The organism is Asticcacaulis sp. AC460 (assembly GCF_000495795.1).
In the GTDB taxonomy this organism is placed as follows: domain Bacteria; phylum Pseudomonadota; class Alphaproteobacteria; order Caulobacterales; family Caulobacteraceae; genus Asticcacaulis.
The window spans coordinates 123,234-137,322 of the sequence record NZ_AWGD01000001.1; the positions used below are offsets into that span (position 1 = coordinate 123,234).

The 14,089-nt window shown below is 58.9% G+C and carries 15 protein-coding genes; 9 read left to right on the top strand and 6 right to left on the bottom strand.

Annotation, left to right across the window (positions count from 1 at the left end; genetic code table 11):
• Positions 1-13: 13 nt before the first annotated feature.
• The 4 genes from ABAC460_RS25970 (at position 14) to ABAC460_RS25985 (ending at position 4,448) form a co-directional block, all read left to right on the top strand.
• Positions 14-1,477 carry a circularly permuted type 2 ATP-grasp protein gene (locus ABAC460_RS25970; RefSeq protein WP_023451477.1) on the top strand — a complete coding sequence of 488 codons (1,464 nt, stop codon included), beginning with the start codon at positions 14-16 and terminating at the stop codon, positions 1,475-1,477.
• A gap of 262 nt (positions 1,478-1,739) precedes the next feature.
• Positions 1,740-2,678 (top strand): alpha-E domain-containing protein, encoded by a 939-nt coding sequence (locus ABAC460_RS25975; protein WP_023451478.1) that lies wholly within the window; start codon positions 1,740-1,742, stop codon positions 2,676-2,678.
• 55 nt (positions 2,679-2,733) lie between these two features.
• Positions 2,734-3,111 carry a GxxExxY protein gene (locus ABAC460_RS25980; RefSeq protein WP_023451479.1) on the top strand — a complete coding sequence of 126 codons (378 nt, stop codon included), beginning with the start codon at positions 2,734-2,736 and terminating at the stop codon, positions 3,109-3,111.
• Positions 3,112-3,491: 380 nt separating this feature from the next.
• Positions 3,492-4,448 (top strand): NAD(P)/FAD-dependent oxidoreductase, encoded by a 957-nt coding sequence (locus ABAC460_RS25985; protein ID WP_023451480.1) that lies wholly within the window; start codon positions 3,492-3,494, stop codon positions 4,446-4,448.
• Here ABAC460_RS25985 and ABAC460_RS25990 read toward each other — a convergent pair.
• Entirely contained in the window at positions 4,432-4,632 is a 201-nt protein-coding gene (locus ABAC460_RS25990) for a hypothetical protein (RefSeq protein WP_023451481.1), read from the bottom strand. The two genes, ABAC460_RS25985 and ABAC460_RS25990, sit on opposite strands and share 17 nt — an antisense overlap.
• A gap of 191 nt (positions 4,633-4,823) precedes the next feature.
• Between ABAC460_RS25990 and folE the strand changes: the two genes are divergently transcribed.
• From folE to ABAC460_RS48760, 3 genes are all read left to right on the top strand, one after another.
• Positions 4,824-5,552: a GTP cyclohydrolase I gene (gene folE / locus ABAC460_RS25995; protein WP_023451482.1), complete on the top strand. Its 729-nt coding sequence runs from the start codon at positions 4,824-4,826 to the stop codon at positions 5,550-5,552.
• Between the two features lie 7 nt (positions 5,553-5,559).
• The gene (locus tag ABAC460_RS26000; RefSeq protein WP_023451483.1) at positions 5,560-5,982 is read left to right on the top strand and encodes a BLUF domain-containing protein; all 423 of its coding nucleotides are present in this window, start codon (positions 5,560-5,562) and stop codon (positions 5,980-5,982) included.
• Between the two features lie 173 nt (positions 5,983-6,155).
• Complete coding sequence (locus tag ABAC460_RS48760) at positions 6,156-6,314, top strand: DUF2256 domain-containing protein (RefSeq protein ID WP_081716392.1); 159 nt, start codon at positions 6,156-6,158, stop codon at positions 6,312-6,314.
• A 68-nt stretch (positions 6,315-6,382) separates the two neighbouring features.
• On the opposite strand, the gene ABAC460_RS26005 is transcribed toward ABAC460_RS48760, so the two are convergent.
• The 5 genes from ABAC460_RS26005 to ABAC460_RS26025 form a co-directional block, all read right to left on the bottom strand.
• Positions 6,383-6,817 (bottom strand): hypothetical protein, encoded by a 435-nt coding sequence (locus ABAC460_RS26005; protein ID WP_023451484.1) that lies wholly within the window; start codon positions 6,815-6,817, stop codon positions 6,383-6,385.
• Positions 6,814-7,068: a hypothetical protein gene (locus ABAC460_RS26010; protein WP_023451485.1), complete on the bottom strand. Its 255-nt coding sequence runs from the start codon at positions 7,066-7,068 to the stop codon at positions 6,814-6,816. The genes ABAC460_RS26005 and ABAC460_RS26010 overlap by 4 nt, the downstream gene beginning before the upstream one ends.
• A gap of 121 nt (positions 7,069-7,189) precedes the next feature.
• Entirely contained in the window at positions 7,190-9,742 is a 2,553-nt protein-coding gene (locus tag ABAC460_RS26015) for a DEAD/DEAH box helicase (RefSeq protein ID WP_023451486.1), read from the bottom strand.
• Positions 9,739-11,538: a site-specific DNA-methyltransferase gene (locus tag ABAC460_RS26020; RefSeq protein ID WP_023451487.1), complete on the bottom strand. Its 1,800-nt coding sequence runs from the start codon at positions 11,536-11,538 to the stop codon at positions 9,739-9,741. Before ABAC460_RS26020 ends, ABAC460_RS26015 begins: the two co-directional genes overlap by 4 nt.
• A 142-nt stretch (positions 11,539-11,680) precedes the next feature.
• Complete coding sequence (locus tag ABAC460_RS26025; protein ID WP_023451488.1) at positions 11,681-11,884, bottom strand: hypothetical protein; 204 nt, start codon at positions 11,882-11,884, stop codon at positions 11,681-11,683.
• A gap of 288 nt (positions 11,885-12,172) precedes the next feature.
• Here ABAC460_RS26025 and ABAC460_RS26030 point away from each other — a divergent pair, with 288 nt between their 5' ends.
• Both ABAC460_RS26030 and ABAC460_RS26035 read left to right on the top strand, forming a co-directional pair.
• Positions 12,173-13,261, top strand: coding sequence for a DUF5694 domain-containing protein (locus tag ABAC460_RS26030; RefSeq protein ID WP_031236221.1), 1,089 nt, complete (start codon positions 12,173-12,175; stop codon positions 13,259-13,261).
• Between the two features lie 469 nt (positions 13,262-13,730).
• Entirely contained in the window at positions 13,731-14,087 is a 357-nt protein-coding gene (locus tag ABAC460_RS26035) for a hypothetical protein (RefSeq protein WP_155914534.1), read from the top strand.
• Positions 14,088-14,089 lie beyond the last annotated feature (2 nt).

Genomic DNA, 14,089 nt, shown 5'->3' on the forward strand with positions numbered 1-14,089 from the left:
AGGGGCATACCGTTTGACGCTTGAGACATACCAGACCAATGGTTTCTACGACGAGTTGTTCGAGCGGGACGGCAAGCCGCATGCCGCTGCCAAACCTCTGGTCAACTGGATCGATTCCCTGACCCGTCCCGACCTGAGGCGCCGGCAAACGTCGGCCGAGGACGCGCTCTATCAGTCCGGCAACACCTTCAATGTCTATGGCGACAAGAAGGGCACGGAGAAGATCCTGCCCTTCGACATCATCCCGCGCATCGTCACAGCGCATGAATGGGACAAGCTGGAGCGCGGCATCGCCCAGCGCATCACGGCGCTGAACCTGTTCATCCAGGACATCTATAACGACCAGAAGATCATCAAGGACGGCATCATCCCGGCTGAGATGATCTTTTCCTCGGCGTGCTATTTGAAGCCGTGCGAGGGTCTGAAACCGCCCAAGGGGGTATGGACGCATATTTCCGGCACCGACTTCGTGCGCGACGGCGACGGCGAGTTCTACGTGCTGGAGGACAATCTGCGCTGTCCATCGGGCATTTCCTATGTTTTGGAAAACCGCGCGGTCCAGAAGCTGATCACGCCCCAGGCCTTCCATACCTTGAAGATCCGGCCGGTGTCGAACTATGGTGACCAGCTGTACCGGGCGCTGAAATATATCGCGCCGGAAGGCCGTGGCGACGACGCCAATGTGGTCGTGCTGACGCCGGGCATCTACAATTCGGCCTATTTCGAACATGCCTACCTGGCCCAGCAGATGGGCGTGCCGTTGTGCCAGAATTCCGACCTGGTGGTCGATGACGACAAGGTCTTTATGCGCACGACCGGCGGGTTGGTGCGGGTGGACGTCATCTATCGCCGCATCGATGACGAGTTCATCGATCCGGAGGTCTTCCGCAAGGATTCGCTGCTGGGCGTGCCCGGCATCATGCGCGCCTATATGAAGGGCAATGTGTCCCTGGCCAACGCGCCCGGTACCGGCATCGCCGACGACAAGGCCATCTATGCCTATGTTCCGAAGATCGTGAAGTATTACCTGGACGAAGAGGCCATCGCCGAGAATGTCCGGACCTATATCTGCGAGGACGACAGCGATCGTGCCTATGTTCTGGAAAACCTGGACAAGCTGGTGGTCAAGGCGGTCAACCTGTCGGGCGGGTACGGCATGCTGATCGGGCCGAAGTCCACCAAGGCCGAACAGAAGGAATTCGCCGAGAAGATTCGCGCGAAGCCGCGGGATTACATTGCTCAACCGACTCTGGCCCTGTCGCGGGCCCCGACGCTGTGTGGCAATGCGATTGAGGGACGACACGTCGATTTCCGGCCCTATTCGCTGTATTCGGACGGCATCTTTACCCTGCCCGGCGGCTTGACGCGGGTGGCTTTGAAAAAAGGTTCCCTGGTGGTCAACAGTTCGCAGGGCGGTGGCTCAAAGGATACCTGGGTGCTGGGCGAGGATGATCATATCGTGGAGGGCGGCGCATGATCAGAACGGCCGTGAACGCCCTTTTCCTTTCTTATACTCCCCCGCTATGCGGGGGAGGTGTCTGCAAGTGGAACGCAGCAGACGGAGGGGGGATTTCTTGGCGCCAAACCTTGCCGGATATAGGTGTAAGCGACGGAAACATCTGCGGGCCAAATCCCCCACCGTCTCATTTGCTAACCGCAAATGATCCACCTCCCCGTATAACGGGGAGGGATAAAGGAAAGAAGATGTCGAGTTTCTCAGCTATATCGGGAGCTGCCGCATGATGCTGAGCCGTGTCGCCAATTCAATCTACTGGATGGCCCGATATATGGAGCGCGCCGATAACGTCGCCCGCTTCATCGACGTCAATACCCACCTCATGCTGGACCTGACGCTGAACCGCGAAGCCACCCAGTGGTACCCGCTGGTCGCGACCTCCGGGGACGACGAAACCTTCAGCAAACGCTACAAGGTCGCCGACGAAAGGAACGTCCTGCGCTTCCTGACCTTCGACCAGAAGAACCCCAATTCGATCCTGCACTGCATCTACCGGGCGCGCGAAAACGCCCGCACCGTGCGCGAAGTGTTGCCGGTCGATGTCTGGGAAAAGATCAACGAACTTTACCACCTGACCCAGGCGCATTCGCGAAAGCGCTCGGTCGCCGATCTGATGGACTATTACACCCAGGTCCGCCGCACCGGCCACCTGATGACGGGGTTGATGTACAACACCATGTCGCGGAACCAGGGCTGGCAGTTCGCCCACCTGGGCCAGATGCTGGAACGGGCCGACAAGACGGCGCGGCTTCTGGACGTGAAGTATTTCCTGCTGCTGCCCGAAGCGTCGCTGCTCGACACCCCGTTCGACGCGGTGCAGTGGGGTGCGGTGCTGAAGTCGGTCCATGCGCTGGAAATGTACCGCCAGCAGTTCCACACCATCAACTACAAGGATGTCACCCAGTTCCTGCTGTTTGAAAAGGGCTTCCCGCGGTCGGTGGCGTTTTGCCTGGACGAGGCGGCACGGACCATGTCGAGCCTGTCGCAGGGGATCGAGCGGCCGAACAAGGCGATTATCGAGATGGCCATCCTGACCCAGACGATCGCGGCGTCGGAAGCGACCCAGATCATCGCCACGGGGCTGCATGAGTTTATCGATGTGCTGCAGTACAATATGAATCTGGTGGATGAGGCGATTTACGAGAGCTTCTTCAAGGATTGACGGCGTGTGGCGAAGGTAAGGTTTAACGAGGGATTAGGCCCGAATTTGTTGCGCCATGAACCAGTTGTTGTTTGAAGACGAAGTGTTTTTGATCCGCGGAGCGATTTTCGAGGTCCACAATGAAATGGGCGGCGGTTTTCTGGAGGCCGTCTATCAGGAGTGTCTCGCACAGGAATTTACTGACCGTGGTATTCCTTTTCGCGAGCGCAAGGCGCTTGGATTGACGTACAAGGGACGTGTACTTGTACAGACTTACCATCCAGATTTTGTTTGTTTCGATAAAATCATCATCGAACTGAAGGCATGCTCCGCAATCGTTGCGGAGCACCGCGCACAGTTGCTGAACTACCTGAAGGCCACGGGCCTGAAACTTGGTCTGCTTGTTAATTTCGGTACAACAGCCAAGGTCCAGATCGAACGTGTTATACTCTGAAATCCGCGGTAAAACCTTTCGATCCGACTGCGCATTTTCGACTCCGTCCTGCCTGTTTGCCGGGGAAGATTTGAACACCGATAAGGCACGGATGCCGGCCTGCGGCCGGACACGGATAAGGCACGGATTTCTTTGCGTCATGAACCAGCGGAGCTACAAATTCTTGAGCGCAAAGCGATCGGGTTTTTAGAAACGAGAAGGTCCAGATCAAACGCATGATACGCTGACATCCGTGCCTTATCCGTGCGGCCACCGCGTGGTCCCGCAAAGCGGGCATCCGTGCCTTAATCCGTGTTTAAACCTGTTCTATCCGACCGCGCTGTCCATCCGAACGCGCCGACGGCCTGATCCAAGGCCGCGATTGCATCGTATGGTTGGCGATGCGTACCTCCCTTGCCATTATCGGCGCCGGGCTGGCCGGTTTAACAGCCGGCCAGCGCCTCATCCGCCGCGGTTTCCATGTCGACATCTTCGATAAAGGCCGGGGCCCCGGCGGCCGGATGTCGACACGGCGCGAAACGCTGGCCGGCCAAAACCTGCATTTCGATCACGGCGCGCAGTATTTTACCGTCCGCGACCGCAGGTTCGCCGCCCAGGTGAAGACTTGGGAGGCCCAGGGGCTGGTCGCGCCATGGCCGGAAGCCGGACCGCAGGCCTACACCGGCACGCCGATGATGTGCAGCCCGCTGGTCGACATGGCCCAGGCCACGGGGGTGCGGTTCGGCGTGCGCATCGACGGCATGGTGCGCGATGCGCACGGCTGGCATCTGGTCAGCGACGCCGGCAGTTTCGGCCCGTACGATGCCGCCATCGTTGCCATCCCGGCCGAACAGGCGTCGGAGCTCTTGCGATGGCCGGCGCCGGAGATGGCCGCCGTGGCGGCACGTCAGATCTCCCAGCCGTGCTGGACCACCCTGGTGGCCCTGCCGGCCCCCATGCCCGGGCATCCCCCGGTCACCCGTGCCCAGGGACCGGTCCTGGCCTGGATCGCACACAATGCGACCAAACCCGGCCGCGCGGATGACAATAGCTGGGTTTTGCAGAGCACGCCGGGATGGGCCCAGGCGAATCTGGCCTTAGACCGCGAGACGGCGGCGCGGATGATGATCGCGGCCTGGCGGGAGACGAACGGAGGCGACCTGCCGGAGCCAGCCTTTTCACGCGGGCATCTGTGGCGCTATGCCCGGTCGGCCGGCAGCGGTGAAGGTTACCTGTGGTCGGACTCCCGGCAGGTGGGGGTCTGCGGCGACTGGCTGATCGGGCCGCGGGTCGAGGCCGCCTGGCTGTCCGGCTTTCGCCTGGCGGACGCGATGGCGCCGCTCAGGACTGGGACTTGATCAGAACCCCCAGGGCCAGAACCACAATCGCGATCAGTTGCGTGCGAACGCGCCAGGCCATCAGCCGGTTGAGCCGCGCGCTGGCTTCGGCGCCGTTACGGGCAAAGGCAAACATGCCCAAGACGAAGGTCACAAGGACGACGATCAGGGAGAGACCTATGGCCAGGTTGACAAGCAGGTTCATGTAAAACTCCTTATGGCGGATCGAAACGCGTGGCCGACCCGGTGTTGTCAGAGTACGCGGGATGTGGAGACCTGGACGCGGGATGCGACAATTTGCCGGCCGGACGCGCCGGGCGGCGATCCAGACGTCAACGCCCGGCGTATGTGTTGACCCAGGCCCTTCGACGGCCTTAACCCTGCACCGGGCCCCAGATGACCGCACATATACCTGCCCTGCCGCCTGAGGGCGCGGACGCTTTGGATGACGAGGCGGTGTCGGCGCGTATCCGGCGGCGACTGGAAGCCTCAAAATCGCGTTTCTTCGCCAACGACAATATCTCGGACTTTATTCTGCCGGGCGAGCACGAGGCCCTGGAGAGCGAAGTGGCGGAGCGGTTCCGCGAGGTGTTGCGCAGCCTGGTCATCGATGTCGAAAACGACCACAACACCCGCGACACGGCGCGCCGGGTCGCAAAGATGTACCTGAACGAGGTGTTCGGCGGTCGCTTCAAAGCGGCGCCGGCGATTACCGAGTTTCCCAACGACACCAGCCTGAACGAGTTGCTGATCGTCGGACCGGTCACGATCCGCAGTGCGTGCAGCCACCATTTTTGCCCGATTATGGGCCGGCTGTGGATCGGTCTGCTGCCCAACCAGCACTCCAACCTGCTGGGGCTGTCGAAATATGCGCGCCTGGCGGAATGGGTGATGTCGCGGCCGCAAATCCAGGAAGAGGCGGTGAGCCAGCTGGCCGACCAGGTGATGAAGCGGGTGCGGCCGGACGGACTGGCGATCGTCATGGAAGCCGATCACTTCTGCATGCAGTGGCGTGGCGTCCGCGACAATGGTTCGAAGATGATCAACAGCGTCATGCGCGGCGCCTTCCTGAAGGACGCGGCGCTGCGCCGTGAGTTCCTGTCGCTTATCAACCTGAAAGACTGAGGCGGTCATGCTGGTACAATGTCTATATGCGAGCCGCGCCGTCGGTCCGATCGACGACGCCCTGTTGCAGGCGGTTCTGGAACCGTCGCGTCATCGCAACACCGCCGAAGGGATTACCGGCCTGTTGTGCCATACGGAGGATGTCTTTCTGCAGATCCTGGAGGGCGGCCGCAGTGAGGTGTCGCGTCTGCTGCGCCGGATCATGTGCGACGAAAGACACCGCGATGTGACGCTTCTGGTGTTCGATGAGGTGAGCGAACGCGCCTTCAGCGACTGGTCGATGGGTCAGGTCAGCCTGGATACGGTAAACCCCGGGCGTCTGCTGCGGTTTTCCGCGCATCATAAGCTCAACCCGTTCGAAGGTCGGGGACATATGATGCTGGCCATGCTTCTGGACCTTCGGGCCCATGGCGGCATTGTCAGCCGTTAGAGCGCGTTTCGATCCGGTAGAATCGGATCGGCGCTCTAGGTTTTTGTTTTTACGCGCATCTTAATCCAAAAAGTGCGTCACACTTTTTGGGATGCGCTCTAAGTTTTTGTTTTTACGCGCATCTTAATCCAAAATGTGCGTCACACTTTTTGGGATGCGCTCTAGGACGGGCCATGCCACGCGGAACCGCCAAATCCGACCTGCCCAGCAAGCCGTGCGCTGTGTGCGGCCGCCCATTCACCTGGCGCAAAAAGTGGGAAAAGGTGTGGGATGAGGTGCGCTACTGCTCCGACGCCTGCCGCAGCCGGCGAGGCAAGGCGAGCGCCGGATAGACTGAGATCCGTGCCTTTGACCGTGGTGTATTCTTCCTATCTGACGGCATGCCGGTCAGGTTCAAGGATTAGTCTCGACGCTGGACGCGCACGGCTTTTGATTTTTGCCGGTCCAGAATAGCCTGGCGCAGGGCCTCGTAGAGCGGTTTCGGCAGCATGCCATACTCGTATCGGGCTGTCGTGCCGGGTATCGGTCTGAGATCGAATCCCGGCCAGGCAAACCGGTTGAGCTCTTCCAACCGAATCCAGTGCCGTTCGCTGTCCAAGCCCAGCGAACGACAAACAGCCGGCGGAAGTTCGATCGAGTCCGCCGGATCTGCCGGCGAAGCATGGGTAATGGCAGCGACAACGACATCGATACCGTTATCCTCGCTTTTCGGAACCGCTACGACGATGGCACAGGGACGGTCTTTGGCCGCTTCGTCTGCCCCGGCATCTTTCTCGTGGCTCCACAGAAATCCATAACGGATGACGAGGCCCGGCTTCGGGATTGGAAAGGTCACCTGGGTTCGGCGCCGTATTCAGCCGCTTCGATGGCGGCAAGGATGTCATCGCTGAGTTCGCCAACCGTGAGGATTTCGCGTTCGCGCGCCTTGAGCTTGCGGTAATGCTCGAGTTCCCGCGCCGACAGGTAACCGCCGATAATCCGGTCATGGCTGGTTATCACGATGACGTCCGAATGTGCGGCCTCATCGCGGTAACGCGGAAAATCGCGTACGAACTGCGTGGCTGAAACGGTAGATGTGTCGGGCATTGGCTGACTCCAAATATGTAAATTACATAATTTACATATTTTGTCAATCAGTGGTGTCGGACAGACGCTCGGCCTGCACCGATGTGGCCTCCACTCACCGCTGACTCTTTTGACTTCCCTATCACTGGATCAATACCATATTCGAAATCTCGAATGGACCATTCGAGAAAATTCGATTGTACGACTCGTTCCAGACCGCCTTAAGGAAAACACCGTCCGCTTCGCGGAACGACCAGAATACCTTTTTGTACTCGCTGTGCTCAGAGCGAATTTTGATCGAGTTGCTGTCGGACTGCAAACGCCCGGTCTCACCATCGTCCTTAATCTCAACCAACGCAATGTTGTCCTTAGTCTTGCGTCCGTTGATACCGACGACAAAATCGGGAAAGAACCGCTTGCCCGTGGGCAGGATCAGGCGCGTTGCCCATTTCTCACTTTCAGGATTCCGCAACCACCATTTTACGCAACCCGTGTCGTCACGATCAAGCATTTCGACAAATGCACGCTCCGGCCGATTGTACCGGCCAATGAATGCACCATAAGCGCCCTTTTGGGCGATAACAGCATCTGGCTCTCCGAACTGTTCCACAGGGATAGGCTCATTAGAGAGCAACTGGATATACCTGCCCTGCGCAAGGCGCACAGAGTCCTTCAACGCCTGCGGATACCGCAGGATTGCCAAGTTGATTGTGCGGCGCAGTTCTCGGGTACTGGCAGCAATGCCTTCTTTTTGGCAAAGGCGGGATAACTCCGCTTCGACAGCCTCGCGAACACGACGCGGGTCAATCCCGTCGTTGAATGTCAGCTGCATTTGCGCCTGGTCGGCTATACGCGCCGGGGACATCCTGACGCTGAGGTTGCGTTGATCGGTCTGATTTTCGTTGAAAAGGTCCCGCATCGACAGTTCAGCGTTGCTGTTTACGGCCAGCAGCATGGAGGTCATTGGAACGATGCGGCAAAATTCCCGGGCAATTTGCGGACAGAGATCATCCTCAATGTCAAACAGGTTCGGCAATTCTTCCCGCACCAGAGCCGAGGGAATCCCGAGGTCGGTCCGCAGCTTATATTTGACGAGATGTTCGGGCGTGGCAGGTTGAGCCGGTGCCGGACGTGGCGCCAGTATGTCGGGCAAATTTGGAAAAAGGAGTGGCGCGGAGGGTTCGGAAAAACCTTGCACAGCGCTCACGACGCTTTGTTGCCGCGCAAGCGATGCTTCCGCGTAATTCGGATTCAGCAGCCCGATCGAGAGTTGCACGTCGGCACGCTCTGCCAGGATTCGGGTGTCCATCGTGTGCGGGGCCGGAGGTGGCAGGGCAACGGCTTCAAATCTATGCGCCGCAGGTGCATCATTCCCCAAAACGAACACGTCCAGCGTATCGGTCAAAACCGCTATGCCTTCACGGACGGCTTTCAGATCAGCAGCCGCTTCGTCCAGACCAACCTGCAATTCCGGGTCCGACAGGAAGACATAGCCCCGGTCCAGCAGCGGATCCTGACCGTGGAACGGTCGGACCAACGGATGGACACGCATAATTCGCCCAACGATCTGCTGGCCGAAATCCCGTCCACGACTCGGTCGAACGGAGACAAGCGTCCAGGCGCGGGGGGCGTCAAAACCGGTAGCTACCGCCACCTTAAATACGAGGACCTCAATTTCGGGATCGTAGGCCAGGGTGTGAAAATCCGGATCGGGCTCGCCCGACGTGTGCACGGCGATGGACTTTTCCGGAATGCCGATTTCCGTCAGCCGATCCCTTACCCGCGCAACTGGGTCTTCTTTTCCTTCCTGCTGGTCCTCAACCTGTACCAGCATCAAAGGTGTGACGCTGATGCCCCTCTCCGCCAGCCGATCCTTGATAAAGGAATGCTGCGACCAGCCTGCGGTCAGGGTGGCGACCTCAGTATCGATCAGTTCCCGATCTTCCTCCCTGAATCGCAAGACGCCGACCATCAGGCCGACCTTGTTCAACCCTGCCCGGACCACCTCGTCGCGCGAAACCGAAACGCGGTTCGCAACCTTCAAACCGGCATCGCGCTCGAAGCGTTCCAGCTTGGCGTCGTTCGGCGTGGCCGTAGCCAAAAGGGTATAGTCCGGAGACATGACGTTCAAAAAAAACTCCGCCGTCGCTGCCGCACTCGAACCGAAATTCAGGTGCGCCTCATCGATCACCACCCCAATTCGGAAGCCCCGATCGCGTAGTTCAGCGATCATGCTGTCCACCGACAAGGCTGCTTCCTTGTCAGTTCGGACCTTGCGGCTTTCCTTCTTGATCACGGCGACCGAGCCCCATGTCTGCACAAACACATCGCCGTCGCGGGCGGCGCTGGCTTCGCGGTCGGCATAGATGTCGCGTTGCCGCAGTGCGCCGCATTGGGCGGTCAGGGCGGAACGGGTTTGCGTCACCAACCCCGCATAGGGGGCGAACCAGAACCAAACCGTCTTACATTCCAGGTGGCCGCGCACGTCTTCCAAAGCACGACCCAGCATCAGCGTTTTGCCCGAACCCGTTGGCGCCTGAAGCAGGATCACACCCAGTTCGCGGGAAATGCGTTCGCGTTGCTCGGGATCGCGTTCATGCCGGGTGGACACCGCGCGCAGGGTTTCGGCCATCGCATCGACGGCGCGCTGCTGATAGGGCGCCAGCGAAACGCGAAAATCGGCATCTGCGCTCATTGGCGGAACCTTCCGACCAATTCCGCCCGCACCGACCGGACATCCAGAGCATCGCCGAGCGCGGCGGTGATCTGTCCTGGCGCCCAAGCGTAGACAAAGGCATTCTCGCGCCGCTCCACAACGCCGCGCAGATAGGCGAGCAATTCCGTACTGACCCTGTCCGCAAATATCAGAGTTTGGCTTTCGGTTTTGTGTTCCTGCCAGGAGGCTTGAGCGTATCGAGTCAGCGGCAGTCGATGCAATGTTTCCAAGGCCGACCAGACCTCCGGGGGCGAGAGATCTTGATCGAGGTCTTCAAATTCAATTTCACGACAGCGCAGATAGGCAAAGTCAGCCGACAGCTCCGCGAACTTTTTGTCTTCGGAAGCATTCAAGCGGCGTATCCGTTCTGCCGTCACGTCGCGGCAGATATTCTTGTCGGGTTCGTCCGTCGTCGCCTCGGTCGATGAGACCATGATGAATCGCCGATCACCACCGTCTTCGGCATTAAGTTCCATGACAGCCTGGGCAGTCGTCGCCGAGCCAGCGAAAAAATCGAGCACAACATCACCGGGCGACGAAGCCTGTCGTACGAGTTCACGAATCAGGGAGACTGGCTTTGCGTAGTTGAAGGCCTTCGAGCCAAAGACAGCCTTTATGTCTTTGGCAGCTTCGTCGTTTGTTCCCACAACAAGAGCGTTCCTACCTTCCAACAGACTATCCGCCTCTGATCGAGGCGTAATCCAAGTCGAGAGTGGTTGCCGCAGGTTCCGGAGCTCCTTCTTGTATCGCTTAAATGCAGGTGTTCCGTATCCAATTTTCTTGCCTACCCAAAACTCGAAGTCCGGCAGGTCTGGCCTAATGATGGGAGCGCGGCCACTCGTTGGAAGTTCGCCGCGATCGAACGCTTGGTGAAGTTCGTCAAGAGAGTGAAAAATGCGAAATTCTGCGCTTTCGGGGAATCGAATGTGCTCCGCAGCTATCCAGTCCTCCATGAATCGCGTTTTCGCCGCCTTCGACCTGAGCTTGCTGGGGTACACCCAAACTCGGTTCGGGTTGGCTGGGTACCAAATATCAGTCCGTTGATCATAAAGCGGATAGTAGAGATTTGGCCGTTCGCGATGATCAAAGCCAAGCGTTAGATCACTCAAGCGATACCAATCGTCCCTCGATTCATCGTAAAAGCGATACATTTCATAGGTCTTGTCGTTGCCCAAGAACCGGAAATTTGCTTTCCCATAGACCAAAATGTGTTCATGATCGGCACTCATGAATGCCTGATGGTCGGCGTTGGACCCTTGGCGCGTCCGCCACGCAAACGACCCTAACCGCATCCCCGGCATGGCTTCATCCATCAACATTTCCAGCTTTGCCCGCTGGTCGTCATTGATCGAGACGAGGATCACACCGTCCTCCGACAGCAGGTCACGCGCCAGAGTCAGACGGCGAAACAGAAATTCCAGCCAAGTCGAATGGAAATAGGCATCTTCAGAATTGGCATAGTGGTCGTTATAAACCCAATCCTTCGAGCCAGTGTTGTAGGGCGGATCAATGTAGATGCATTTCACCTGTCCCGCCATGGTCATCCGCAGCCAGCGTAGCGCGTCGTAATTGTCGCCCTCGATCACCATGTTGCGCCAAGGCGCAGGCTTGTCAGACAGATCGGACAAAAGGGTGGCCGCGACAAAGTTGGCATCTACGGCGTGGTCGGCCTCGATCTCGTCTCGCTCCCAGACCAAGCCCAGCTTCTTGGTCCGATCGCGCTTTTTCAACAGTTCGATCAACTGCTCACGGGAAAGATCGTTATACTTGCTCATACCCTGTTCCGTCTGCGATGGCCCCGCACCTTAACCTTGATTTCCCGTCGCTTGGCAAGAAGACCAATGGTGTCCGAGACAAAAGCAGATATCCGAGCACCGGCAGCCGCTATCGCGTGGGATTGCTCTGATATCCGTGCCTTCATCCGTGTCCCGCAAAGCGGGCATCCGTGCCCTTATCCGTGTTAAAGCCTTTCTGTCCGAATGCGCTCCAGGCGACCCGGCGCGCGGCGTAGTTGTCGTTCGGCAGCGCAGTGACGTTGACGAATCGAACCAGTGTATTGCGGACCTGGACGATGCGCCTGCCGCCGGCTTTGACGGCGGGAAACACGGCGGCGGCGTCCATAAATAGAGCGAGATATCTACCTATTTGAACACTTGGTACCATGCCACCTGAATACCCTGTCTCAATATTCCGGTTATTTCTCGCAGCTCAGGCCGATTTGGGCTGCACACGGCATCTGGTTTCGATCTATGCTCAGGTCTTAGAGCGCGTTTCGATCAGGTAGAATCGGATCGGCGCTCTAAGTTTTTATTTTTACGCGCATCTTAATCCAAAAAGTGCGTCACACTTTTTGGGATGCGCTCTAATCCGGACATATATGTCTCCATTCGCATTGGAAGCCGATCCCTTATGAGAATTTTTGCCTGTCTGTCCGTGCTGGTTCTAAGCGGCCTGCCTGCCGTCTCAGGGGCGGCGCCATCGCCCGTCTTCGATCCCGTCAGCCTCAAATCTTCGGTCCATGGTCCCATGACCCAGGTTATGGTTCTGGGTACAGCCCATCTGGCGCAACTGCCGCCAGGTGGCTTCAGGAACGATATGCTGGGGCCCGTTCTGGACCGTCTTGCCGGCTACGCGCCGACCCTGATCGCGACGGAGGCGATGTCGGGTGAGGCCTGCCAGATCGCAGCGACCTTCAAGGTCCCTTACGCCGACGTGGCCGACACCTACTGTGAGCGGCAGTTCGCTATGGCTGCCCTGGGTTTTAAGACGACGGGTCTCGACATCGCCGCCGCGGCAGCGCAAGCCAATGCCGAACTGGGAGGCTGGCCCGCAGACCCGACCCCGGCACAGCGGCGTCGGCTGGCCGCACTCTTTGCGGCGTCGGGGGATTTCGGCTCCGCGCTGGTGCAATGGCTGAGACTGCCGGCGTCCGAAGCCCATGAAGGCGATGGCCTCAGCCCTGAACTGGTCGCGATGCTTCAGGACCTCAGGGGCAATCCAAACGAAGTGGTTCAGATCGCCGCAGTGCTGGCGGTGCGCCTGGGTCTGGAAAGGCTCTACGCATCGGACGACCATACTGCCGACAGCATTCACAACGCCGCCCCCGAAGGTTATGGCGAGGCCATACAGGCACTGTGGAAGTTGCCGGACGCCTACAGCGCCGACTATCGTACGCGCGTGTCGAACCTCAAATCTTCCGACGACGTTTTGAGCTTGTTCCAGGTTTTGAACTCGGCGCAGGGACAGGCGGGTGTCGTCAATGGCGAATGGAAGAACGCCCTGGCGCAAAACAGCCCGCAACTGTACGGCCGTCAGTATGTCGCCTGGTGGGAAACCCGCAACCTGCGCATCGCCGCCAACCTAAGGGCGAGTTTCGGCAACCAGCCGGGCGGGCGCGTGCTTTTGATTATTGGCGCCTCGCATAAACCCTATCTCGACGCGTACATGCACATGATGCATGAGGTCGAGATCGTCGACGCGGCGGAGGTCCTGCGTTAGAACAGGCTTCGACGCCGTAGACTCGGATCGGCGCTGCAAGCTTTGTTTTAACGCGCATTCCAAGACGTGCATCACACTTTTGGGGATGCGGGAAAGCGGACTTGGGCAATTGGTATCATTTCACCGGAATCCCCGGTATTTGGCGGGTAGGGGATATCGCGTGGGCTTGCTCAGATATCCGTGCCCTTATCCGCGTTTAAATCTTCTTGCGTCACACCCCCGCTGGGCTCAGATCGAGCTGAAGGCGGTTGGGAAACAGGCATGTGGTGGGGATGGTTCGGAAACCACGTGGTGCTCGCACTTACGCAAAGATACCCCTCCCCCCCTTCGGGGTACCTCCCCAGCCTCGCCGGCAGGCATTCGTGGAGAGGAGGGCGTTTGTGGCATCTGTCTGTGGTGGTTCTGAGGTGGTTGACCGGCGATGCGAGTCAGATGAGCGCCGATTCCGTGGAAGCCAACGGAGGGGCAGATGCAGAGAACACGGCCAGTCAGGGTGTCGTTGATCGCCATACCACTGAGGGACAGCCAAAAGGCGAATCCGCCGACGCCCAAGGCGATCCGGCAGGCCATCCGCAAGGCGCCCGAAGCCAAGCCCGACCATGCCGCCTATGCCGTCAAGGCGCTGCGCAACATCATGGCCTATGGCACGGAGACCGGGAAGATCGCAGCCGCACGGTTGCTGCTCTCGACAAAATACGCCCACGTGGTGGACCCGCCGGCCAGCCTTCAGCCGCCGGTCATCTATTATGTCAGGTCCGGTGATCCGCCTCCGCTGCATCCGGACGACTATACAAGCGACGAGCACGGCAACAAGTTCCACCGCTGATG

What these genes read in the sequence shown, in the direction of transcription:
- ABAC460_RS25980 (WP_023451479.1), top strand. Translation starts at nt 2,734, where the DNA reads ATGAACCAGTTGTTGTTTGAAGACGAAGTGTTTTTGATCCGCGGAGCG.
- ABAC460_RS25975 (WP_023451478.1), top strand. Translation starts at nt 1,740, where the DNA reads ATGATGCTGAGCCGTGTCGCCAATTCAATCTACTGGATGGCCCGATAT.
- ABAC460_RS26035 (WP_155914534.1), top strand. Translation starts at nt 13,731, where the DNA reads ATGCAGAGAACACGGCCAGTCAGGGTGTCGTTGATCGCCATACCACTG.
- ABAC460_RS25985 (WP_023451480.1), top strand. Translation starts at nt 3,492, where the DNA reads ATGCGTACCTCCCTTGCCATTATCGGCGCCGGGCTGGCCGGTTTAACA.
- ABAC460_RS26025 (WP_023451488.1), bottom strand. Translation starts at nt 11,884, where the DNA reads ATGGACGCCGCCGCCGTGTTTCCCGCCGTCAAAGCCGGCGGCAGGCGC.
- ABAC460_RS26020 (WP_023451487.1), bottom strand. Translation starts at nt 11,538, where the DNA reads ATGAGCAAGTATAACGATCTTTCCCGTGAGCAGTTGATCGAACTGTTG.
- ABAC460_RS26015 (WP_023451486.1), bottom strand. Translation starts at nt 9,742, where the DNA reads ATGAGCGCAGATGCCGATTTTCGCGTTTCGCTGGCGCCCTATCAGCAG.
- ABAC460_RS26000 (WP_023451483.1), top strand. Translation starts at nt 5,560, where the DNA reads ATGCTGGTACAATGTCTATATGCGAGCCGCGCCGTCGGTCCGATCGAC.
- folE (WP_023451482.1), top strand. Translation starts at nt 4,824, where the DNA reads ATGACCGCACATATACCTGCCCTGCCGCCTGAGGGCGCGGACGCTTTG.
- ABAC460_RS25990 (WP_023451481.1), bottom strand. Translation starts at nt 4,632, where the DNA reads ATGAACCTGCTTGTCAACCTGGCCATAGGTCTCTCCCTGATCGTCGTC.
- ABAC460_RS26030 (WP_031236221.1), top strand. Translation starts at nt 12,173, where the DNA reads ATGAGAATTTTTGCCTGTCTGTCCGTGCTGGTTCTAAGCGGCCTGCCT.
- ABAC460_RS48760 (WP_081716392.1), top strand. Translation starts at nt 6,156, where the DNA reads ATGCCACGCGGAACCGCCAAATCCGACCTGCCCAGCAAGCCGTGCGCT.
- ABAC460_RS26010 (WP_023451485.1), bottom strand. Translation starts at nt 7,068, where the DNA reads ATGCCCGACACATCTACCGTTTCAGCCACGCAGTTCGTACGCGATTTT.